The organism is Pseudomonas sp. xss_4, assembly GCF_043104125.1.
Classification (GTDB): Bacteria; Pseudomonadota; Gammaproteobacteria; order Pseudomonadales; family Pseudomonadaceae; genus Aquipseudomonas; species Aquipseudomonas parafulva_B.
The window spans coordinates 1-22,030 of sequence record NZ_JBICKJ010000083.1 but is presented as its reverse complement, the minus strand read 5'-3'; the positions used below and the strand labels follow the sequence as shown (position 1 = coordinate 22,030).

Genomic DNA, 22,030 nt, shown 5'->3' with positions numbered 1-22,030 from the left:
GCGCACGCAGCGACGCTTCAACTATTACAAAGCCCAAGCGGAGTACCACAGATGGCGTTCTTCACCGCGGCCAGCAAAGCCGACTTCCAGCATCAACTGCAAGCGGCCCTGGCGCAGCACATCAGCGAACAGTCCCTGCCACAAGTGGCGCTGTTCGCCGAGCAGTTCTTCGGCATCATCTCTCTGGACGAACTCACCCAGCGCAGGCTTTCCGACCTGGCCGGCTGCACCCTGTCGGCCTGGCGCATCGTCGAGCGTTTCGACCCCGAGCAACCGCAGGTGCGCGTGTACAACCCCGATTACGAGCGCAACGGCTGGCAGTCGACCCACACGGTCGTCGAGGTGCTGCACCATGACCTGCCGTTTCTGGTGGACTCGGTCCGCACCGAACTGAACCGACGCGGTTACAGCATTCATACCCTGCAGACCACGGTATTGAGCGTGCGCCGCAACGCCAAGGGCGAGTTGCTGGAACTGCTGCCCAAGGGCACCCACGGTGAAGGGGTAGGGCACGAGTCGCTGATGTACCTGGAAATCGACCGCTGCGCCAACGCTGCGGAGTTGAGCGTGCTGGCCCGGGAAATCGAGCAGGTGCTGGCCGAGGTCCGCGTGGCGGTCGATGATTTCGAACCGATGAAGGACAAGCTGCGGGAAGTCGTGGCGCTGGTCGAGCAGACCCCGTACGGGCCGGCCCAGCATGAAAAGGGTGAGGTCAAGGCATTCCTTGAGTGGTTGCTGGACAACCACTTCACCTTCCTGGGATACGAAGAGTTCACCGTCCAGGCCGATCAGGCTGGCGGGCAGATGGTCTACGACGAGCAGTCGTTCCTTGGTCTGCCGCGTCGCCTGCGCGTGGGCTTGACCCCTGAAGAGCTGCGCATCGAAGATTACGCCGTGGCCTACCTGGCCGAGCCACTGCTGCTCTCCTTCGCCAAGGCTGCGCTGCCAAGCCGCGTACACCGCCCGGGCTACCCTGATTACGTGTCCATTCGCCAGCTCGATGCCTCGGGTAGCGTGCTCAAGGAACACCGCTTCATGGGCCTGTACACCTCCACGGTGTACGGCGAAAGCGTTCATGCCATCCCTTACATCCGGGTCAAGGTCGCTGAAGTCGAGCGCCGTTCCGGCTTCGATACCAAGGCTCATCTGGGCAAGGAACTGGCGCAGGTGCTCGAAGTGCTGCCGCGCGACGACCTGTTCCAGACCCCGGTGGATGAGCTGTTCAGCACGGTCATGTCCATCGTGCAGATTCAGGAGCGCAACAAGATTCGCGTCTTCCTGCGCAAGGACCCGTATGGACGCTTCTGCTATTGCCTGGCCTATATACCGCGTGAAATCTATTCCACCGAGGTTCGCCAGAAAATCCAGCAGGTGTTGATGGAGCGCCTGAAGGCCAGCGATTGCGAATTCTGGACCTTCTTCTCCGAGTCGGTACTGGCCCGTGTGCAGCTGATTCTGCGGGTGGACCCGAAGAACCGCATCGACATCGACCCACAGCAGCTCGAGCGTGAGGTCATCCAGGCCTGCCGCTCCTGGCAGGATGATTTCTCGGCGCTGGTCGTGGAGAACTTCGGCGAGGCCCAAGGCACCAACATCCTGGCCGATTTCCCCAAAGGCTTCCCGGCCGGCTACCGCGAGCGCTTCGCCGCCCATTCGGCGGTGGTGGACCTGCAGCATGTGCTGGCCCTGTCGGAAAGCAAGCCACTGGCCATGAGTTTCTACCAGCCACTGACGCGGGTTGGCGAGCGCACCCTGCACTGCAAGCTGTACCACGCCGACACCCCCCTGGCGCTGTCGGACGTGCTGCCAATCCTCGAAAACCTCGGCCTGCGCGTGCTGGGCGAGTTCCCGTATCGCCTGCGCCACGCCAATGGCCGCGAATACTGGATTCACGACTTCGCCTTCACCTACAGCGAAGGCCTGAGCTTGAACATTCAAGAGCTCAATGACACCTTCCAGGATGCGTTCATCCACATCGTCGGCGGCGATGCCGAAAACGATGCCTTCAACCGCCTGGTGCTCACAGCGGGCCTGCCATGGCGTGACGTGGCGTTGCTGCGTGCCTATGCACGCTACCTGAAACAAATTCGCCTGGGCTTCGACCTGGGCTACATTGCCAGCACGCTGAACAACCATACCGACATCGCGCGCGAGCTGACCCGCCTGTTCAAGACGCGTTTCTACCTGGCCCGCAAGCTGACCCAGGATGACCTGGAGGACAAGCAGCAGCGGCTTGAGCAAGCGATCCTCAATGCGCTGGACGAGGTGCAGGTACTCAACGAAGACCGCATCCTGCGTCGCTACCTGGACCTGATCAAGGCCACCCTGCGCACCAACTTCTATCAGCTCGATGCCAACGGCCAGAACAAGTCGTATTTCAGCTTCAAGTTCAACCCCAAGCTTGTGCCCGAACTGCCCAAGCCGGTACCCAAGTTCGAGATCTTCGTCTACTCACCCCGGGTCGAGGGGGTGCACCTGCGCTTTGGCAACGTTGCGCGCGGCGGGCTGCGCTGGTCGGACCGCGAGGAAGACTATCGCACCGAGGTGCTGGGCCTGGTCAAGGCGCAGCAGGTGAAGAACTCGGTAATCGTGCCGGTCGGCGCCAAGGGTGGTTTCCTGCCACGGCGCCTGCCACTGGGCGGCACGCGTGACGAGATCGCGGCAGAGGGCGTGGCGTGCTACCGCATCTTCATCTCGGGGTTGCTCGACATTACCGACAACCTCAAGGACGGTGGCGTAGTACCGCCGGTTGGCGTGGTGCGTCACGACGATGACGACCCGTATCTGGTGGTGGCGGCCGACAAAGGCACGGCCACATTCTCGGACATCGCCAACGGCATCGCCATCGACTATGGTTTCTGGCTGGGTGATGCCTTCGCATCGGGTGGCTCGGCAGGCTACGACCACAAGAAAATGGGCATCACCGCACGTGGGGCCTGGGTTGGCGTCCAGCGTCACTTCCGTGAGCGCGGCATCAATGTGCAAGAAGACCCGATCACCGTGATTGGGGTGGGCGACATGGCAGGCGACGTCTTCGGTAACGGCCTGTTGATGTCCGACAAGCTGCAGCTGGTAGCGGCCTTCAACCACCTGCATATCTTCATCGACCCCAACCCGGAGCCGGCCTCCAGCTTTGCCGAGCGCAAGCGCCTGTTCGACTTGCCACGTTCGGCATGGACCGACTACGACACCAGCATCATGTCCGAAGGCGGCGGCATTTTCCCGCGTAGCGCCAAGAGCATCGCCATCACGGCGCAGATGAAGGAACGCTTTGCCATCGAGGCCGACCGCCTGACGCCCACCGAGCTGCTCAATGCCCTGCTCAAGGCGCCTGTGGACCTGCTCTGGAACGGTGGCATCGGCACCTACGTCAAGGCCAGTGGCGAAAGCCACGCCGACGTGGGCGACAAGGCCAACGACGCCTTGCGTGTCAACGGCAACGAGCTGCGCTGCAAGGTGGTAGGCGAGGGCGGCAACCTGGGCATGACCCAGCTTGGCCGGGTGGAATTCGGCCTGCACGGCGGCGCCACCAACACCGACTTCATCGACAACGCCGGCGGCGTGGACTGCTCCGACCACGAGGTCAACATCAAGATCCTGCTCAACGAGGTGGTGCAGGGTGGCGACATGACCGAGAAGCAGCGCAACCAGTTGCTCGGCAGCATGACCGAGGAAGTGTCTGGCCTGGTGCTGGGCAACAACTACAAGCAGACCCAGGCGCTGTCGCTGGCAGCGCGCCGCGTGCGCGAGCGCATTGCCGAGTACAAGCGCCTGATGGCCGACCTCGAGGCCCGCGGCAAGCTTGACCGGGCCATCGAGTTCTTGCCTTCCGAGGAACAGCTGGCCGAGCGCCTCGCCGCAGGCCAGGGCCTGACCCGTGCAGAGCTCTCGGTGCTGATCTCCTACAGCAAGATCGACTTGAAAGAGCAGCTGCTCAAGTCCCAGGTGCCGGACGACGACTACCTGACCCGCGACATGGAAACCGCGTTCCCGCCGTCGCTGGTCAGCAAGTTCGCCGACTCCATGCGCCGCCACCGCCTCAAGCGCGAGATCGTCAGCACCCAGATCGCCAACGACCTGGTCAACAACATGGGCATCACCTTCGTGCAGCGGTTGAAGGAATCGACCGGCATGAGCCCTGCCAACGTAGCCGGGGCCTACGTGATCGTGCGTGACATCTTCCACCTGCCGCACTGGTTCCGTCAGATCGAGGCGCTGGACTACCAGGTTCCCGCCGAGATCCAGCTGACCCTGATGGACGAACTGATGCGCCTGGGCCGCCGTGCCACGCGCTGGTTCCTGCGCAGCCGCCGCAATGAGCAGGACGCTGGCCGTGATTGCGCCCACTTCGGGCCGAAGATCGCCCAGCTTGGGCTCAAGCTCGACGAATTGCTCGAAGGCCCAACCCGCGAACGCTGGATGGTGCGTTACCAGAGCTTCGTCGAAGCGGGGGTGCCAGAGCTGTTGGCACGTATGGTGGCTGGCACCAGCCATCTGTACACCTTGCTGCCGATCATCGAGGCAGCTGATGTGACAGGTCACGAGCCAGCGCAGGTGGCCAAGGCGTTCTTCGCCGTGGGCAGCGCGCTTGACCTGACCTGGTACTTGCAGGAAATCAGCAATCTGCCGGTGGAGAACAACTGGCAGGCCCTGGCCCGGGAAGCCTTCCGCGACGACATCGACCTGCAACAACGCGCGATCACCATCTCGGTATTGCAGATGGCTGATGCTCCGCAGGACATGGATGCACGGGTCGCGCTATGGGCCGAGCAGCATCGGGTGATGGTGGAACGCTGGCGCGCCATGCTCGATGACCTGCGCAGCGCTTCGGGCCATGACTACGCGATGTATGCAGTGGCCAACCGCGAACTGGTCGATCTGGCCATGAGCGGACAGGCGACTGTGATGCCGTCTTGAGTCAATGCTGAACTGAAAGCCCCGGCAGTGATGCCGGGGCTTTTTTATTGTTGGGTGCTGTTCACGATGTTGAAGCTCAAACTCCACGACATCATCAGGCAAACCCCCACTACTGCGTCATTTGAAACGCCGCTCTACACCCTTCTCGACCAGAATCTTGGCCGAGATCTCTTCCACCGAAAAATGCGTGGAATTGATATTGGGAATGTTCTCACGGCGGAACAGGCTCTCGACTTCACGCACCTCGAATTCGCACTGGGCAAAGCTCGAATAACGGCTATTGGGCTTGCGCTCGTGGCGAATGGCGGTCAGCCGGTCGGGGTCGATGGTCAGGCCGAACAGCTTGCTGTGGTGCTTTTTCAATACCGCCGGCAGTTGCAGGCGCTCCATGTCGTCCTCGGTCAACGGGTAATTGGCCGCGCGGATGCCGAACTGCATGGCCATGTACAGGCACGTCGGCGTCTTGCCGCAACGGGACACACCCACCAGGATCAGGTCAGCCTTGTCGTAGTAATGGGTGCGGGCGCCGTCATCGTTGTCCAGGGCGAAGTTCACCGCCTCGATGCGCTCCATGTAGTTGGAGTTGCCACCAATGGAGTGGGATTTGCCCACCGAATACGAGGAATGGGCGGTCAGCTCCTGCTCCAGCGGTGACAGGAACGAGGAGAAGATGTCGATCATGAACCCATTGGAGGTGGCCAGGATCTCGCGGATGTCCTGATTGACGATGGTGTCGAAGATGATCGGCCGCATGCCGTCGCGCTCGGCGGCCGCATTGATCTGCTGGACCATGTTGCGCGCTTTTTCAGGAGAGTCGATGTAAGGCCGGGTGAATTTGTTGAAAGGAATGCTCTCGAACTGCGCGAGCAGGCTCTGGCCCAGGGTCTCGGCAGTGATGCCGGTGCCGTCGGAGATGAAGAACGCGGTTCGTTTCATTTGCGATCGGGGCCTTAGTGATGATGACGTTTCTTGATTATGATAAGTTCGCTTTGCCGAATGCGGCTGTCGGCATTCTCACTTATTTTCCAGGTACAGGCCACATGCGTCCGGCCCAGTCAAGAAGACAGGCGGGCGCCGTTGAGCTTTTCCAATACAGCTAGTGGAGAGATCACCTTGGTAGAGTACGTAGTTTCCCTCGAAAAGCTCGGCGTCCATGATGTAGAGCATGTGGGGGGCAAGAACGCATCCCTGGGCGAGATGATCAGCAATCTTGCCGGTGCCGGCGTGTCCGTGCCGGGCGGCTTTGCCACTACGGCTCAGGCGTACCGTGATTTCCTCGAGCAAAGTGGGCTCAACGACCGCATCCATGAGGCGCTCGACGCCCTGGACGTGGACGATGTCAACGCCCTTGCCAAGACCGGCGCGCAGATTCGCCAGTGGGTGATGGAAGCCGAGTTCCCGGCGCGTCTGGATGCCGAAATCCGCACCGCCTTCGCCGAAATGGCCAATGGCAACGACAACATGGCCGTGGCCGTGCGCTCTTCGGCCACCGCCGAAGACCTGCCGGACGCCTCGTTCGCCGGCCAGCAGGAAACCTTCCTCAACATCCGCGGCGTGGACAACGTGATCCGTGCGGCGAAGGAAGTGTTCGCCTCGCTGTTCAACGACCGTGCCATCTCCTACCGTGTGCACCAGGGCTTCGACCACAAGCTGGTCGCCCTGTCGGCCGGTGTGCAGCGCATGGTTCGCTCCGAAACTGGTACTGCCGGCGTCATGTTCACCCTCGACACCGAGTCGGGTTTCCGTGACGTCGTGTTCATCACCGGTGCCTACGGCCTGGGTGAAACCGTGGTCCAGGGTGCAGTCAACCCCGATGAATTCTACGTGCACAAGCACACCCTGCAAGCCGGCCGTCCCGCCATCCTGCGCCGCAACCTGGGCAGCAAGGCGATCAAGATGGTCTATGGCGAAGAAGCCAAGGCCGGCCGTTCGGTCAAGACGGTCGAAGTCGATCGCGCCGAGCGTGCCCGTTTCTGCCTGACCGACGAGGAGGTCGTTGAGCTGGCCAAGCAGGCGATGATCATCGAGCAGCATTACCAGCGCCCGATGGACATCGAGTGGGCCAAGGACGGTGACGATGGCAGGCTCTACATCGTCCAGGCCCGCCCTGAAACGGTGAAGAGCCGCGCCAGCGCCAACGTCATGGAGCGTTACCTGCTCAAGGAAAAAGGCACGGTGCTGGTCGAGGGCCGCGCCATCGGCCAGCGCATAGGCGCCGGCAAGGTCCGCGTGATCAATGACGTGTCCGAGATGGACAAGGTGCAGCCAGGCGACGTGCTGGTCTCGGACATGACCGACCCGGACTGGGAGCCGGTCATGAAACGTGCCAGCGCCATCGTCACCAACCGTGGCGGGCGCACCTGCCATGCGGCCATCATCGCTCGTGAGCTGGGTATCCCGGCGGTTGTCGGTTGCGGCAACGCTACACAGATTCTCAAGGATGGCCAGGGCGTGACCGTCTCCTGCGCCGAAGGCGATACAGGCTTCATCTTCGAGGGTGAACTGGGCTTCGACATCAAGCAGAACTCGGTGGACGCCATGCCCGAGCTGCCGTTCAAGATCATGATGAACGTCGGCAACCCGGACCGCGCCTTCGACTTCGCCCAGTTGCCCAACGCCGGTGTAGGCCTGGCGCGCCTGGAATTCATCATCAATCGCATGATTGGCGTGCACCCCAAGGCTTTGCTCAACTACGCCGGCCTGCCGGCCGACCTGAAGGACAGCGTCGACAAGCGCATCGCTGGCTACGACGACCCAGTCGGCTTCTACGTGGAGAAGCTGGTCGAAGGCATTAGCACCCTGGCAGCGGCGTTCTATCCCAAGAAAGTGATCGTGCGCCTGTCGGACTTCAAGTCCAATGAGTACGCCAACCTGATCGGCGGCAAGCTGTACGAGCCGGAAGAAGAAAACCCGATGCTGGGCTTCCGTGGGGCCTCGCGCTATATCAGCGAAGCGTTCCGCGATTGTTTCGAGCTCGAATGCCGCGCCCTCAAGCGCGTGCGTAATGAAATGGGCCTGACCAACGTCGAAATCATGGTGCCGTTCGTGCGTACCCTCGGTGAGGCCAGCCAAGTCGTCGACCTGCTGGCTGAAAACGGCCTGGCCCGTGGCGACAACGGTCTGCGCGTCATCATGATGTGCGAACTGCCGTCCAACGCCATCCTGGCCGACGAGTTCCTCGAATACTTCGACGGTTTCTCGATCGGGTCGAACGACCTGACTCAGCTGACGTTGGGTCTGGACCGTGATTCGGGCATCATTGCCCACCTGTTCGATGAGCGAAATCCTGCGGTCAAGAAGCTGCTGGCCAACGCCATCGCAGCGTGCAACAAGGCCGGCAAGTACATCGGCATTTGCGGTCAGGGCCCTTCGGACCACCCAGACCTGGCCAAATGGCTGATGGAGCAGGGCATCGACAGCGTGTCGCTGAACCCGGACTCGGTGCTTGAAACCTGGTTCTACTTGGCCGAAGGCCAAAGCGCGACCTGATACCGAAAAATGCGAGGGGCGTCTGGCGCTCCTCGCCTGGTTTTTTCCAGGGCGAGTTCCAGCGATGGATTTCGCCCTTTTTGGTGCGACAAGCAACCGACCTATGCAAAGCAGCAGTACATTATTTCCCGTCGCCTTGCTCAGTGCCGAGCGTCGCGGCGACCTCAGTGAAGATGTCTATCGCATCAAGGCCGGCCTGGGTCCCGATCCCAGCGTGGAGCTGGCCGTGACTCGCCTGGGCCTGGCTGATCAGAGCAGCGCCCAGGGTATCCCGGTCATCCTGCTGCATGGCAGCTTTTCCAATCGGCGTTTCTGGTATTCACCCAAGGGGGGTGGCCTCGGGGCTTACCTGGCCCGGGCCGGCTTCGATGTGTGGATTCCCGAGATGCGGGGGCACGGGCTGTCGCCGCGCAATCGGGATTGGGCACAGAACACGGTGGCTGCCTATGCGCGTGATGACGTGCCGGCCATCGGTGCCTTCGTGCATGAGAAAGCAGGCAGGGCGCCCCTGTGGATCGGGCATTCGTTGGGCGGCACCACGCTGGCGGTCGCCCTGGGTAGTGGCGCATTGGCTGCGCAGCATGTAGCGGGCGTGGCGCTGTTCGGTTCCCAGGTAAGCCGCAGTTACTGGCCGTTGAAAGTGCCTCCGGTGGTGTGGGGCGTGCGCTGGCTGCTTCGCCGCTGGGGGCACCTGTCTGGCGCGCGCTTTGGGCGCGGCCCAGAGGATGAACCCGTCGGCCTTGCCTTTGAACACATGCGCTGGCACGGCTTGTTTGGGCGTTTTGGCGACAAGCAGGGTGATTGGTGGGCAGGCCTTGCGCAAGTCGACGTGCCGACGCTTGCCGTGGCCGCCGCGGCCGACCCGCAGAGCCCACCGTGGGCCTGCCGCATGTTGTTCGAGCAATTCGGGGGTGCACGCAAGCAGTTCCTCTGCCTTGGGCCTGGGGCGGGCTTCGAAGCCTTTGGCCATGCGGACATGCTGGCCAGCCAGGCTGCTCACGTGCAGGTATGGCCGCTGGTAGAACGCTGGTTACGTGAGCCCGGGTTGCCGGTGCATGCCTCCATCGAGGCCTTGGCGCTTGTGCCAGCTGTATGAAAGGCGCTGACCGAGCGGTCTCGGGTGACTGCGGTGTGCTCCAAGGTGTAGCCTTGGCCCACAATCGCTTTCGTTATGACTGACAGGAGCTTGCCATGCAGCATTACGTAACGCCCGACCTGTGTGACGCCTACCCGGACCTCGTGCAGGTGCTGGAGCCGATGTTCAGCAACTTTGGTGGCCGTGATTCGTTCGGCGGCCAGATCGTCACCATCAAGTGCTTCGAGGACAACTCGCTCGTGCGTGAGCAGGTCGAGCTCGATGGCCGGGGCAAGGTGTTGGTGGTCGACGGCGGCGGTTCGCTGCGTCGCGCCCTGTTGGGCGACATGCTCGCCGAGAAAGCGGCTAAAAACGGCTGGGAAGGCTTGGTGATCTACGGTTGCGTACGCGACGTCGATGCACTGATCCAGACCAACGTAGGTGTACAGGCGCTGGCCAGTCACCCGCTCAAGACCGACAAGCGTGGCATTGGCGACCTCAACGTCGTGGTGAATTTCGCGGGCGTTACCTTCAGGCCCGGTGAATACGTCTACGCCGACAACAACGGCGTGCTGGTCTCGCCAAGCCCGCTGCAGATGCCGGAGTGACGCGCCGCAGGCGCTGATGGAGCTTTGATGTTCGAGGAAGACAACGCGCAGTGGGGGCTGGTGCATGCCCTGGTGCTCGACGGCAAGGGCGGGGCACGCGCCATCGCCCGAACCGAGCTGGGCGACTTGCAACTGCAGCCTGAGCAAAGCCTCTGGTTGCACTGGGATCGCAGTCATCCCCAAACCCGGTCTTGGCTGCTTAGCGAAAGTGGCCTCAGTGAATTCGCCTGTGAGCTGTTGCTTGAAGAGAACACGCGGCCGCGCTTGCTGCCGATGGCCGACGAGCAATTGTTGCTCTTTTTGCGCGGGGTCAACCTCAACCCTGGCGCCGAGCCTGAAGACATGGTTTCGGTACGCATCTTCGCCCAGGCCCAGCGCGTGATTTCCCTGCGCTTGCGCCCGCTCAGGGCCAGCGACGAAATCCTGCTGCAGCTGGAGCAGGGCAGGGGGCCCAAGACCGCTTCCGAGCTGCTGTTGCTGATGGGCGAGCTACTGACCGAGAAAGTCCAGGGTTTGGTCAGCGACCTGTCCGAGCTGGTCGATGTCGAAGAAGAAAAGGTAGAGGCTGACGAGCGGCACCAGCCTGATCAGGGCAGCTTGCAACAGATCCGCCGCCGCGCGGCCGGGCTGCGACGCTTTTTGGCCCCGCAGCGCGACATTTATGCACATCTGTCACGCAACAAGTGGAGCTGGTTTGCCGAGAGCGATGCTGACTACTGGAACGAGCTGAACAACAGCCTGATCCGCTACCTCGAGGAGCTCGAACTCACCCGCGAACGTGCGGCACTGGTGCTCGAGAGCGAAGACCGCCGCCGCAGCGAACGCATGAACCGCACCATGTACCGGTTCGGCATCATCACCTGCATCTTTTTGCCAATGAGCTTCATCACCGGGTTGCTGGGCATCAACGTGGGTGGCATTCCTGGGGCGCAGAACCCTTATGGGTTTCTCCTGGCGTGCCTGGTGGTAATAGGGCTGGCAGCAGGGCAATGGTGGTTGTTCCGGCGCTTGCAGTGGGTGTAGCCACCGGCGCGCCGGCGGCCTGGTCGACGCAAGGTGTGACCCGTCGCCAAGCCGTCTCGTCTCTTGCTGATACTACGCGAGGTGCCCATGCACGATCCGTTTGAACAATCCCTGCGTGACCTGCTCAAGGCATCCCCGTCCGGCAATGACCGCCATGACCAGGATGATGCCGCCTGCCTGGGTCGCGTGCTCAAGACCGCCAACCGCCAGGTTGGCGCCGGTGATCTGTTCAGCTTGCTTGGCCGTTGGAGCCAGGCGCTGATGATCGCCATCAACAATGGCTCGGCGCACGTCGCGCCGGTGCGTAGACATTCTTCCCGCAACGCTGCCGCTGGCAGCAAAGCTGATAAGGCCGACTGAATATGGAACTCGATCTCTGGACCCAGAGCCTGGTCACCGCCATGACCGCCCTATGGACCAAGGTGGCGAACTTCATCCCCAACCTGTTCGGCGCGTTAGTCGTGGTGCTGCTGGGCTTCGTGGTAGCCAAACTGCTCGATACCTTGCTCTCCAAACTGCTGGCCAAGCTTGGCCTCGATCGCCTGATGGCTGGTACGGGGCTGACCAAGATGCTGGGCCGCGTTGGCATTCAGGTACCGATTTCCACGCTGATCGGCAAGATCGTCTACTGGTTCGTGCTGCTGATCTTCCTGGTGTCGGCCGCCGAGTCGCTGGGCCTGGAGCGTGTCTCCGCCACGCTCGACATGCTGGCCTTGTACCTGCCCAAGGTATTCGGTGCCGCGTTGGTATTGCTCGCGGGCGTTCTTCTGGCGCAGGTGGCCAACGGCCTGGTGCGCGGCGCCGCCGAAGGCGTAGGGCTTGAGTACGCCGCAGGGCTTGGACGCATCGTTCAGGGCCTGGTGATCATCATCAGCATTTCGGTGGCAATCAGCCAACTGGAGGTCAAGACCGACCTGCTCAACCATGTGATCGTCATCGGCCTGATTACCGTTGGTCTGGCCGTTGCGCTGGCCATGGGCCTGGGTAGCCGCGAAATCGCGGGTCAAATCCTGGCCGGCATCTATGTCCGCGAGTTGTTCCAGGTGGGCCAGCAGGTGCGCATTGGCGAGGTCGAAGGGCATATCGAGGAGATTGGCACGGTCAAGACGGTGATTCTCACCGACGATGACGAGCTGGTTTCCCTGTCCAATCGGGAATTGCTCGAGCAGCGGGTCAATAGCCGCTGACCGAACAAAGCTGTTAATGTATGCCGCCGCAAAAAACGGCCCTCCGGGCACTTGCGGCGACATTGACCTGACTGTCGGCCAGATCCGTTTTGAATAAAGTTCCCACGCCGCCCATGCGCTACGCCCCCCGCGAACTCACCGACGAAGAGTTGGTGGCGCGCTCGCATGAGGAGCTGTACCACGTCACTCGCGCGTATGAGGAGCTCATGCGTCGCTACCAGCGAACCCTGTTCAACGTGTGTGCACGTTATTTGGGGAACGACCGAGACGCGGACGATGTCTGTCAGGAAGTGATGTTGAAAGTGCTCTATGGCCTGAAGAATTTCGAGGGAAAATCCAAATTCAAGACCTGGCTTTACAGCATCACCTACAATGAATGCATCACCCAGTACCGCAAGGAGCGCCGCAAGCGCAGGTTGATGGATGCCCTGAGCCTGGACCCCGTCGAAGAGGCGTCCGAGGACAAGGCACCCAAGGCCGAAGAAAAAGGCGGGCTGGACAAGTGGCTGGTCCATGTGAACCCGATCGATCGGGAAATCCTGGTGCTGCGATTCGTCGCCGAACTGGAGTTTCAGGAGATCGCGGACATCATGCACATGGGGCTCAGCGCGACAAAAATGCGTTACAAGCGTGCGCTTGACAAGCTTCGGGAGAAATTTGCCGGTCTCGATGAAACTTAGCGACCAGCAAATATCTCTAACGAACCGGCGAGTTCTGCTAGACTCGCCGACGAGTTGTCCCCCCGGTTTTGGTGGGACTGCTTAACTATCACCAGATGGGGATTTAACGGATGAAACTGAAAAACACCTTGGGCTTGGCCATTGGTTCGCTCGTAGCCGCCACCTCGATTGGCGCTATGGCACAAGGCCAAGGCGCCGTCGAAACTGAAATCTTCTACAAGAAAGAATTCTTCGACAGCCAGCGTGACTTCAAAAACGACGGTAACCTGTTCGGCGGCTCCATCGGTTACTTCCTGACCGACGACGTTGAACTGCGTCTGGGCTACGACGAAGTCCACAACGCTCGTGGCGACGACGGCAAGAACATCAAGGGCTCCAACACTGCCCTGGACGCCGTTTACCACTTCAACAACCCGTACGACGCCATCCGTCCGTACGTTTCCGCTGGTTTCTCGCACCAGTCGATCGGCCAGACCGGCCGCGGTGGTCGTAACCACTCCACCTTCGCCAACGTTGGCGCTGGCGCCAAGTGGTACATCACTGACATGTTCTACGCCCGTGCCGGCGTTGAAGCTCAGTACAACATCGACCAGGGCGACACCGAGTGGGCTCCAAGCGTTGGTGTTGGTCTGAACTTCGGCGGTAGCCCGAAGAACCAGGCTGCTCCTGCACCTGCTCCAGTTGCTGAAGTCTGCTCCGACTCCGACAACGACGGCGTTTGCGACAACGTCGACAAGTGCCCAGACACCCCGGCTAACGTCACTGTTGACGCCGACGGCTGCCCGGCTGTTGCCGAAGTCGTTCGCGTTGAGCTGGACGTCAAGTTCGACTTCGACAAGTCGGTCGTTAAGCCAAACAGCTACGGCGACATCAAGAACCTGGCTGACTTCATGAAGCAGTACCCACAGACCACCACCGTGGTTGAAGGTCACACTGACTCCGTAGGTCCAGACGCTTACAACCAGAAGCTGTCCGAGCGTCGTGCTAACGCTGTCAAGCAGGTTCTGACCCAGCAGTACGGCGTAGAATCCAGCCGTGTTGATTCGGTTGGCTACGGCGAAACCCGTCCGGTTGCTGACAACGCCACCGAAGAAGGCCGTGCTATCAACCGTCGCGTTGAAGCTCAGGTAGAAGCCCAGGCCAAGTAATTGGTTTGAAGCCTCATGAAAAACCCGGCCTCGGCCGGGTTTTTCTTTGCCTGCCTGACAGCACGTGATGTCTAGCAGGCAAGCACTAGTATAAGGCCCAACCAAGGCAGTGTTTGCCTGCTACACATTTGTCTATACGTTCACCTGCAGCAAACCTGCAGGCCAACATCGGGCTGTCCTGTCCCGTCAGCGATAGCTATAATCGCCCCCTCACTCACCCCGAGTCTTGTCTGCCCATGTATAACCTGGCCCGCCAGCTGCTGTTCAAACTGTCACCGGAAACTTCTCATGATCTGTCGTTGGACCTGATCGGTGCCGGCGGCCGACTTGGCGTGAACGGCAAGCTGTGCAAGCGCCCGGCCTCATTGCCGGTGAAGGTCATGGGCCTTGATTTTGCAAATCCGGTAGGTCTGGCGGCTGGCCTGGACAAGAACGGTACGGCTATTGACGGCTTCGCCCAGCTGGGTTTCGGGTTCGTCGAGATCGGCACCGTCACGCCTCGCCCGCAACCGGGCAACCCCAAACCGCGCCTGTTCCGCTTGCCAGAGGCAACTGCCATCATCAACCGCATGGGTTTCAATAACCTGGGTGTTGATCATCTGCTGGGCCGTGTTCGCGCTGCACGTTATACGGGTGTGCTGGGTATCAATATTGGCAAGAACTTCGACACCCCCGTCGAGCGTGCGGTGGACGACTACCTGATCTGCCTGGACAAGGTCTACAGCGCGGCCAGCTATGTCACGGTCAATGTCAGCTCTCCAAACACACCGGGGCTGCGCAGCCTGCAGTTCGGGGATTCGCTCAAGCAATTGCTCGATGCCTTGGCAGAGCGGCGGACGCAGCTGAGCGTGCGCCATGGCCGGCACGTTCCCTTGGCCATCAAGATTGCCCCTGACATGAGCGATGAAGAAACGGCACTGGTAGCCGCTGCGCTTGTGGAGTCAGGCATGGACGCGGTCATCGCGACCAATACCACGCTCGGGCGTGAGGGCGTGGAGGCGCTGCCCTATGGCGGCGAAGCGGGCGGACTCTCAGGTGCGCCAGTGCGCCAGAAAAGCACGCGTATCGTCCAGGTATTGGCTGGTGAAATGGGCGGCAAGCTGCCGATCATCGCAGCTGGGGGCATCACGGAAGGAAAGCATGCGGCGGAAAAAATCGCCGCAGGTGCGAGCTTGGTGCAGATTTACTCAGGCTTCATCTACAAAGGGCCGGCACTCATTCGTGAAGCCGTGGACGCCATCGCCGCCATGCCCAAGCGGTAAGCCCACCCATAAAAAAGGGCCCCTTTAAGGGGCCCCTGGGCCTCAGCCCGCCGCCCTGGTGGGGCGTGCCTGGTAAATCGGGTGAATGTCCTCTATCAGCCTACGGCGTGATTTTCGTTGAGCCTGTGGATACCGGCGGTGCCAGTCATACCGTCCCAGTTGTCACCGCGGCCCTCCCGCCAGCCATTGATCCAGGCTTGACGAACAGATGGCAGGGTAAAGGGGCAAAGCTCCCGGGATTTGCCGGTGACTCCATATTGGTAGCCACGTGAAAATGCTCTTTCCAACGGATCACGCTTAAGTCTTCTCATAGGGTGTTGCCCTCACTTGTTGACTGTAATGTCCCGTCGGCCTCCTGGAGGCCGGGCAGAATCGTTCTGCCGGTGTGGGCTCGCTGCCGGCGTCGCGAGCCTGAAGTGCCGCTTCGTTGCGATGCGACCTGTGCTCAGTTCTAACCAATGCGGGTGACGGTGGGAATGATCGATTTGTCATAAGCACGTAACCTTTCCAAGGGTGAGGGGATAAGTAAATAAATGCGACTCATCTTTATTCCCGCTGTCAGCCCGCAGAATCAAGGGTTCGTCGAAGTTTGACGCCATTTTGCCATCACCCTTGCGAGGCGTTTGAAATAGCTCGAAATGCGACGAAGGGTCACATCGGCCCCGGCTTCGCAAGAATTTTATGTACTGCTCGATGATCTAAGCTGTCTGTGCCGTCAGGCAGAGATGGGTAAGTCGGGCGGCCCGGTCATTGCGCCTCCGCAAGGGGCAGATGGCCACTTGCACACCTGTTGGAAAGGCGTGCAGGTAAACAGGGCGTTGCGATGCGTCGCAGCGCCAGTCTAATAGCCCTAATGTGCTGGATAACTCATGTCGGACCGTTTCGAACTCTACCTCACTTGTCCCAAAGGCCTTGAAAGCCTGCTTGCAGAAGAGGCCCGCAGCCTGGGTCTGGACGAGGTCCGTGAACACACCTCGGCCATCCGCGGGGCTGCCGACATGGAGACCGCCTACCGCTTGTGCCTGTGGTCTCGGTTGGCAAACCGCGTATTGCTGGTACTCAAGCGTTTTTCCATGAAAAACGCCGACGACCTGTATGACGGTGTCAACGCCGTGGAGTGGGCTGATCACCTGGCCGCCGATGGTACCCTGGCAGTTGAGTTCAGCGGTCATGGGTCGGGAATCGACAATACCCATTTCGGCGCCCTCAAGGTCAAGGATGCCATTGTCGACAAACTGCGCAACCGTGACGGGCTACGCCCGTCGGTGGAGAAGATCGACCCGGATGTGCGCGTCCACCTGCGTCTTGACCGGGGCGAAGCGATCCTGTCGCTGGACCTTTCCGGCCATAGTCTGCATCAGCGGGGCTATCGCCTGCAGCAAGGTGCAGCACCGCTCAAGGAAAACCTCGCCGCCGCGGTGTTGATTCGCTCCGGCTGGCCACGCATCGCGGCCCAGGGCGGCGCACTGGCCGACCCCATGTGTGGTGTCGGCACCTTCCTGGTCGAGGCGGCCATGATCGCCGCGGACATCGCTCCCAACCTCAAGCGTGAGCGTTGGGGGTTCACGGCGTGGCTGGGCCATGTGCCCGCGCTCTGGCGCAAGGTGCATGAACAGGCGCAGGCGCGCGCCGAGGCTGGCCTGGCCAAACCTGCATTGTGGATCCGCGGCTATGAAGCCGATCCGCGCTTGATCCAGCCAGGGCGCAACAACGTCGAGCGTGCAGGCCTGAGCGATTGGGTGAAGATCTATCAAGGCGAAGTGAGCACATTCGAGCCGCGCCCGGACCAGAACCAGAAAGGCTTGGTCATCAGCAACCCACCCTACGGGGAGCGTCTGGGTGACGAAGCCAGCCTGCTTTACCTTTACCAGAACCTTGGCGAACGCCTGCGTCAGGCATGCATGGGTTGGGAAGCTGCCGTCTTTACCGGCGCTGCGCAGCTGGGCAAGCGCATGGGCCTGCGTAGCCACAAGCAGTACGCATTCTGGAACGGTGCACTGCCCTGCAAACTGCTGTTGTTCAAGGTCCAGCCGGACCAGTTCGTCACCGGCGAGCGCCGGACCGACCAGGTGCAAGCCCCGCAAGCACACGAGCCGGCGCCATTGGCCAGCGAGCCTGCACGCCTGTCCGAGGGTGCGCAGATGTTCGCTAACCGCCTGCAGAAAAACCTTCGGCAACTGGGCAAATGGGCTCGCCGCGAACAGGTCAGCTGTTACCGTCTGTACGATGCGGATATGCCCGAATACGCCCTGGCTGTAGACGTGTATCAGGACTGGGTGCACGTGCAGGAATACGCGGCACCGCGTTCGATCGACCCCGACAAGGCACAGGGTCGTCTGCTCGACGCGCTGGCAGCCATCCCCCAGGCCCTTGGTATTTCGCCACAACGCGTAGTGCTCAAGCGCCGGGAGCGTCAAAGCGGAACCCGCCAGTACGAGCGCCAGGGCACGGAAGGTCGTTTTCAGGAAGTGTCGGAAGCTGGGGTCAAGCTGCTGGTCAATCTTACCGACTACCTTGATACCGGCCTGTTTCTGGACCATCGGCCGATGCGCGTACGCATTCAGCGTGAGGCGGCCGGCAAGCGTTTCCTGAACTTGTTCTGCTATACCGCGACGGCGACTGTACATGCCGCCAAAGGTGGGGCGCGCAGCACCACTAGCGTCGACCTGTCGAAAACCTATCTGGATTGGGCGCGGCGCAACTTGGCGCTCAACGGCTTTTCAGAGCGCAATCGTCTGGAGCAGGGCGATGTCATGGCGTGGTTGGAGGCCGAACGTGAAAGCTACGACCTGATCTTCATCGACCCGCCCACGTTCTCCAACTCCAAGCGCATGGAAGGTGTGTTCGACGTCCAGCGCGACCACGTTCAGTTGCTGGACTTGGCGATGGCGCGTCTGGCCCCAGGTGGCGTGCTGTATTTTTCCAACAACTTCCGCAAGTTCCAGCTCGACGAGCACCTGTCTGCTCGTTACGCCGTGGAAGAAATCACCGCCCAGACGCTTGACCCGGACTTCGCCCGCAACAACCGCATCCACCGTGCCTGGAAGCTGCAGTTGCGTTGATGCGCCGTTGCCTGTGCCCTTGCAGGGCACAGGCCATGCAGGTCACTTGGCGGCTGTACTGGCGCCTGCGCTGGGCTGGCGGTAGAGGTCCAGCAGCACCTGGTCAAGCACTTGAGAGCCGCCCCACGGTTTGGGGTCGTTGAGGATAGCAGCCACTGCCCAGGTATGGCCGTTGCTGTCACGGCTGAAACCAGCGATTGCGCGTACGGTGTTGAGCGTACCGGTCTTGATGTGGCCCTCACCGGTCATGGCGGTACGCTTGAGCCGTTTGCGCATGGTGCCATCCATACCCACCAGCGGCAGCGAGCTCATGAACTCGGCAGCGTAAGGGCTTTTCCAGGCCGCTTGCAGCATGGCTGCCATCTCACGAGTGCTCACGCGCTCGGCCCGGGATAGGCCTGAGCCGTTTTCCATCACCAGATGCGGTGCAGTGATGCCTTTCTTGGCCAGCCACTGGCGCACGACACGCTGCGCGGCACGGGCGTCATCGCCATCGGCATCGGTCCGGAACTGGGCACCCAGGCTCAGGAACAGCTGCTGAGCCATGGTGTTGTTGCTGTACTTGTTGATGTCACGGATGATTTCGACCAAGTCCGGTGAGAATGCACGCGCAAGCAGCCGGGCGCTTTTGGGCACGTTTTCGATGCGATCGGCACCTTGGATGGTACCCCCCAGCTCGCTCCAGATGGCACGTACCGCACCGGCGGCATAGGTCGGGTGATCGAGCAGCGAGAGGTAGGTCTGGGAGTTGCAGCCATCGCCCAGTTGACCACTGACCGTCACGGTGATGCCGTCCGGCTGTGGCACGGGGTTGTAGCGTACGTCGCCGGCGCAGTTCTTGCTGTTGATAGCCTTGACCTGATTGTCTATGCGAATGCTGGCAATCGGTGGCTCCACGGCAACGCTGACCCTGCCGCCATCGTTGCGCGCCACGAAGCGCAAGGCCTTGAGATTGACCAGCAATGCGTCAGGCTTCACCAGGAACGGCTTGTTCTGATCACCCCCGTCGTCATTGAATTGCGGAAGATTGGGCTGCACGAAATGGCTGCGGTCGAGCACCAGGTCACCTGTAATGGTGCGCACACCGTTGGCGCGCAGGTCACGCATCAGCAACCACAGCTTTTCCATGTTCAGCTTCGGATCGCCTCCACCTTTGAGATAGAGGTTGCCGTTGAGTACACCGTTGCTGAGCGTGCCGTCGGTGAAGAACTCGGTTTTCCACTGGTAGGTCGGCCCCAGCAGCTCCAGGGCAGCATAGGTGGTGACCAACTTCATGGTCGAGGCAGGGTTCACGGACACGTCGGCGTTGAACACCGTGGCTGTGCCGGGGCCATCCAAGGGCAGCATCACCAATGACAATGCCGTGTCTTGTAGCTTATTGGCCTTGAGTGCCTGCTGCACCTTGGGTGGAAGGCTTGTATTGACCGCAGCGGCCTGGCTGGTCAGGGCCAAAGGCAGCAACAGGCCGGCGAGTAGGATGGGGCGGAGCGTTTTGATCATGATCAACGGATACCCTGCAAAGAGGAGAAAGGGCATTGGGGCTGTAGAGGAATGATGGCCCCAGAACGAATGCACACGCATTATGCCCCAAGCCCCCCGGGGTTGCGCCAGTTCGATGCACATGGGTTTCACATCGGACCGCTACGGTGAGTTTGTTCTGCACTGCGGCTTGTGTGCAGATCCGAAAGTAAAAAGGCCACCCCTGGGGGTGGCCTTCTGCGAACGAACCCGACAGAGATTACTCTGCCTTGTTGATCGGCTTTTCCGGGTACCAGGCGTCGAGCAGTGGGCTGACTTCGACCTTGGTCAGTTCGCTGCGGCCTTTGAGCCAGCTTTCGACGGCAGCGCGCTGCTCTTCGGTGACCGAGCCACGCTTGACCGAGCACACCAAGCCGTAATCGTCACCGCCGACATAGTCGAGGCCGTTGGCATCCATGGCTTCGGCAAGGAACGCGTCGAGGAATGCATCGATTGCCTGGTCATCCAGATCCTCTTTGAATTCCAGGTTCAGCTCGAAGCCCAATTCCTGAAACTCGTCGACACACAGCTTTTTGCGCAGACGACGGGAGCGGTTTGTGGCCATGAAACAATCCTCTTAGGTAATAACGCCGCGCAGTCTATCAGTTAACACGTCCGGTTGCCCGCCTGCGTGCACGTGGTTGTCGACAAGTCCAGCGTCAGCGCTCGGTGCACACGGCGCATGTGCCTGGCCAGGGCTTGTCGTCGCACTCGCACTTGGGCAGGGGTGAGGTCCTCACTTTCAAGGGCGGCGCAGGCCCGCATCAGCGCTGCCGCTTCCAGCATGCGTGCTGCGCTCAGGATTTTGTGCGCTTGGGCGGCGATGGCCTGTTGATCTTGATCAGGCTTCAGGTCCATCAAGAGCGTGAAGTCTGTCTCCAGGCTTCGTTGCAGCGTCTGCAGGAATCGCAGATGATCAGCCGGGTCATGCCCAACCACCGCGTTGAGTCCATCCAGGCAATAGGGTTTGCGTCGGTTCTTTTTTCGGCGCTGCATGTTCACTGCTGCAAGGTGCTGACTTAGGGTGCTGAGGCTGATGGGTTTGAGCAGGCAATCGTCCATGCCCGAGTCAAGGCATTTGCGCCGTACCTCGGGTTGTGCGTTGGCGGTGTAGCCCAGGATCGTGCAGCGTCTGCGTCCTGTTCGTTGCTCTTCGGCACGTACCGCAGTCGCCAATTGGTAGCCGTTCATGTGGGGCATGTTGCAATCGAGTACCAGCACATCGAAGTCGCCTGCACGCCATGCCGACAGGCCTTCGCGACCGTCCTCAGCCGTCGCGTGCTGCAGCCCGAGGTAACCGAGCTGCTGCGCCATCAGTTGCAGGTTAGCAGGGTGATCGTCGATCACCAGCACTTTAAGGTGAGGGTCGGGTGTCAGCAAGCGTTCGGCAGCTGGTACCGGTGCCGATTGCACTGCAGTGTCGGCCTGTTGCAGCGGCATCTTCACCCGGACTTGTGTGCCCAGGCCTTCCAGGCTCTTGATACTGAGGTCGGCTCCCATCATTTCGCAGAGTGTGCGGCAGATAGTAAGGCCCAACCCGGTGCCGACGCGTGCGCCCTGGCTGTGCGGGTTCGCCTGAACGAACGGATGGAATAGCCGTTCTATGTCGTCCGGGCGGATACCAATGCCACTGTCGCGCACCTCCATGTCTAACAGCGAGCTGGCGCTGTCTTCGTTCTGTAGTAGCTTGGCGTGGATGCGTACCTGCCCGTGCTCGGTGAACTTGATGGCATTGCTCACCAGGTTGGACAGCACTTGCTTGAAACGCAAGGGGTCCAGCAGGACATGACAACGTGCCGCGGGCTCGATGATGACTTCCAGCGCCAGTCCTTTCTGCCTAGCCTGGCCTTCGAATATGCGCCCTACCGACTCGAGCAATTCAGCCAGGTCGACCACTTCAGGGACCAGCGTGAGGTGCCCTGACTCTATGCGCACGATGTCCAGGATATCGCCAATCAAGCCAAGCAGGTCCTTGGCCGAATGGTGGGCCAGCTGAAGGGCGCCGCGATCGACCTGACCCTGTTCGGCGCGCTTGACGGCGAGTTCGAGCATGCCGATGAC

Annotated in this window: 16 protein-coding genes; 11 read left to right on the top strand and 5 right to left on the bottom strand. The window is 61.0% G+C overall.

Annotation, left to right across the window (positions count from 1 at the left end; all coding sequences use genetic code 11):
* Positions 1–51 precede the first annotated feature (51 nt).
* Positions 52–4,917, top strand: coding sequence for an NAD-glutamate dehydrogenase (locus ACF8GB_RS17810; protein WP_197844323.1), 4,866 nt, complete (start codon positions 52–54; stop codon positions 4,915–4,917).
* A 117-nt stretch (positions 4,918–5,034) separates the two neighbouring features.
* Here the strand turns inward: ACF8GB_RS17810 and ACF8GB_RS17805 are convergent, their stop codons facing one another.
* Positions 5,035–5,853: a pyruvate, water dikinase regulatory protein gene (locus tag ACF8GB_RS17805; RefSeq protein ID WP_023533673.1), complete on the bottom strand. Its 819-nt coding sequence runs from the start codon at positions 5,851–5,853 to the stop codon at positions 5,035–5,037.
* Between the two features lie 177 nt (positions 5,854–6,030).
* Here ACF8GB_RS17805 and ppsA point away from each other — a divergent pair, with 177 nt between their 5' ends.
* The 9 genes from ppsA (at position 6,031) to ACF8GB_RS17760 (ending at position 15,389) form a co-directional block, all read left to right on the top strand.
* Positions 6,031–8,406: a phosphoenolpyruvate synthase gene (gene ppsA, locus ACF8GB_RS17800; RefSeq protein WP_058637640.1), complete on the top strand. Its 2,376-nt coding sequence runs from the start codon at positions 6,031–6,033 to the stop codon at positions 8,404–8,406.
* Positions 8,407–8,509: 103 nt separating this feature from the next.
* Positions 8,510–9,502, top strand: coding sequence for an alpha/beta fold hydrolase (locus tag ACF8GB_RS17795; RefSeq protein WP_230384527.1), 993 nt, complete (start codon positions 8,510–8,512; stop codon positions 9,500–9,502).
* Positions 9,503–9,597: 95 nt separating this feature from the next.
* The gene (gene rraA, locus ACF8GB_RS17790) at positions 9,598–10,089 is read left to right on the top strand and encodes a ribonuclease E activity regulator RraA (RefSeq protein ID WP_058604522.1); all 492 of its coding nucleotides are present in this window, start codon (positions 9,598–9,600) and stop codon (positions 10,087–10,089) included.
* 27 nt (positions 10,090–10,116) lie between these two features.
* Positions 10,117–11,112, top strand: a complete 996-nt coding sequence (locus tag ACF8GB_RS17785) for a zinc transporter ZntB (RefSeq protein ID WP_058637639.1) — start codon at positions 10,117–10,119, stop codon at positions 11,110–11,112.
* Between the two features lie 87 nt (positions 11,113–11,199).
* Complete coding sequence (locus ACF8GB_RS17780; protein WP_023533663.1) at positions 11,200–11,472, top strand: hypothetical protein; 273 nt, start codon at positions 11,200–11,202, stop codon at positions 11,470–11,472.
* 2 nt (positions 11,473–11,474) lie between these two features.
* On the top strand, positions 11,475–12,299 hold the full coding sequence (locus ACF8GB_RS17775) for a mechanosensitive ion channel domain-containing protein (protein ID WP_058637638.1): 825 nt from the start codon (positions 11,475–11,477) through the stop codon (positions 12,297–12,299).
* Positions 12,300–12,412: 113 nt separating this feature from the next.
* Entirely contained in the window at positions 12,413–12,979 is a 567-nt protein-coding gene (sigX, locus tag ACF8GB_RS17770; protein ID WP_392527409.1) for an RNA polymerase sigma factor SigX, read from the top strand.
* A 110-nt stretch (positions 12,980–13,089) separates the two neighbouring features.
* Entirely contained in the window at positions 13,090–14,127 is a 1,038-nt protein-coding gene (locus ACF8GB_RS17765; RefSeq protein WP_023533705.1) for an OmpA family protein, read from the top strand.
* A 236-nt stretch (positions 14,128–14,363) separates the two neighbouring features.
* A complete protein-coding gene (locus ACF8GB_RS17760) occupies positions 14,364–15,389 on the top strand; it encodes a quinone-dependent dihydroorotate dehydrogenase (RefSeq protein WP_058637637.1) in 1,026 nt (341 codons plus the stop codon).
* Between the two features lie 95 nt (positions 15,390–15,484).
* Here the strand turns inward: ACF8GB_RS17760 and rmf are convergent, their stop codons facing one another.
* Positions 15,485–15,700, bottom strand: a complete 216-nt coding sequence (gene rmf / locus ACF8GB_RS17755) for a ribosome modulation factor (RefSeq protein ID WP_023533691.1) — start codon at positions 15,698–15,700, stop codon at positions 15,485–15,487.
* A 558-nt stretch (positions 15,701–16,258) separates the two neighbouring features.
* Here rmf and rlmKL point away from each other — a divergent pair.
* Positions 16,259–18,451 (top strand): bifunctional 23S rRNA (guanine(2069)-N(7))-methyltransferase RlmK/23S rRNA (guanine(2445)-N(2))-methyltransferase RlmL, encoded by a 2,193-nt coding sequence (gene rlmKL / locus ACF8GB_RS17750; protein WP_392527391.1) that lies wholly within the window; start codon positions 16,259–16,261, stop codon positions 18,449–18,451.
* Between the two features lie 42 nt (positions 18,452–18,493).
* Here rlmKL and dacB read toward each other — a convergent pair whose 3' ends face one another.
* The 3 genes from dacB to ACF8GB_RS17735 all read right to left on the bottom strand — a co-directional run.
* Positions 18,494–19,951, bottom strand: coding sequence for a D-alanyl-D-alanine carboxypeptidase/D-alanyl-D-alanine-endopeptidase (gene dacB, locus ACF8GB_RS17745; RefSeq protein ID WP_196186673.1), 1,458 nt, complete (start codon positions 19,949–19,951; stop codon positions 18,494–18,496).
* 238 nt (positions 19,952–20,189) lie between these two features.
* Positions 20,190–20,534: a YggL family protein gene (locus tag ACF8GB_RS17740; protein WP_023533709.1), complete on the bottom strand. Its 345-nt coding sequence runs from the start codon at positions 20,532–20,534 to the stop codon at positions 20,190–20,192.
* A 41-nt stretch (positions 20,535–20,575) separates the two neighbouring features.
* The coding region (locus tag ACF8GB_RS17735) for an ATP-binding protein (protein WP_392527390.1) at positions 20,576–22,030 on the bottom strand (1,455 nt) is incomplete at its 5' end.

Coding starts and splice junctions, on each gene's coding strand:
- ACF8GB_RS17810 (WP_197844323.1), top strand. CDS start 52: ATGGCGTTCTTCACCGCGGCCAGCAAAGCCGACTTCCAGCATCAACTG.
- ACF8GB_RS17805 (WP_023533673.1), bottom strand. CDS start 5,853: ATGAAACGAACCGCGTTCTTCATCTCCGACGGCACCGGCATCACTGCC.
- ACF8GB_RS17795 (WP_230384527.1), top strand. CDS start 8,510: ATGCAAAGCAGCAGTACATTATTTCCCGTCGCCTTGCTCAGTGCCGAG.
- rraA (WP_058604522.1), top strand. CDS start 9,598: ATGCAGCATTACGTAACGCCCGACCTGTGTGACGCCTACCCGGACCTC.
- ACF8GB_RS17785 (WP_058637639.1), top strand. CDS start 10,117: ATGTTCGAGGAAGACAACGCGCAGTGGGGGCTGGTGCATGCCCTGGTG.
- ACF8GB_RS17780 (WP_023533663.1), top strand. CDS start 11,200: ATGCACGATCCGTTTGAACAATCCCTGCGTGACCTGCTCAAGGCATCC.
- ACF8GB_RS17775 (WP_058637638.1), top strand. CDS start 11,475: ATGGAACTCGATCTCTGGACCCAGAGCCTGGTCACCGCCATGACCGCC.
- sigX (WP_392527409.1), top strand. CDS start 12,413: ATGCGCTACGCCCCCCGCGAACTCACCGACGAAGAGTTGGTGGCGCGC.
- ACF8GB_RS17765 (WP_023533705.1), top strand. CDS start 13,090: ATGAAACTGAAAAACACCTTGGGCTTGGCCATTGGTTCGCTCGTAGCC.
- ACF8GB_RS17760 (WP_058637637.1), top strand. CDS start 14,364: ATGTATAACCTGGCCCGCCAGCTGCTGTTCAAACTGTCACCGGAAACT.
- rmf (WP_023533691.1), bottom strand. CDS start 15,700: ATGAGAAGACTTAAGCGTGATCCGTTGGAAAGAGCATTTTCACGTGGC.
- rlmKL (WP_392527391.1), top strand. CDS start 16,259: ATGTCGGACCGTTTCGAACTCTACCTCACTTGTCCCAAAGGCCTTGAA.
- dacB (WP_196186673.1), bottom strand. CDS start 19,951: ATGATCAAAACGCTCCGCCCCATCCTACTCGCCGGCCTGTTGCTGCCT.
- ACF8GB_RS17740 (WP_023533709.1), bottom strand. CDS start 20,534: ATGGCCACAAACCGCTCCCGTCGTCTGCGCAAAAAGCTGTGTGTCGAC.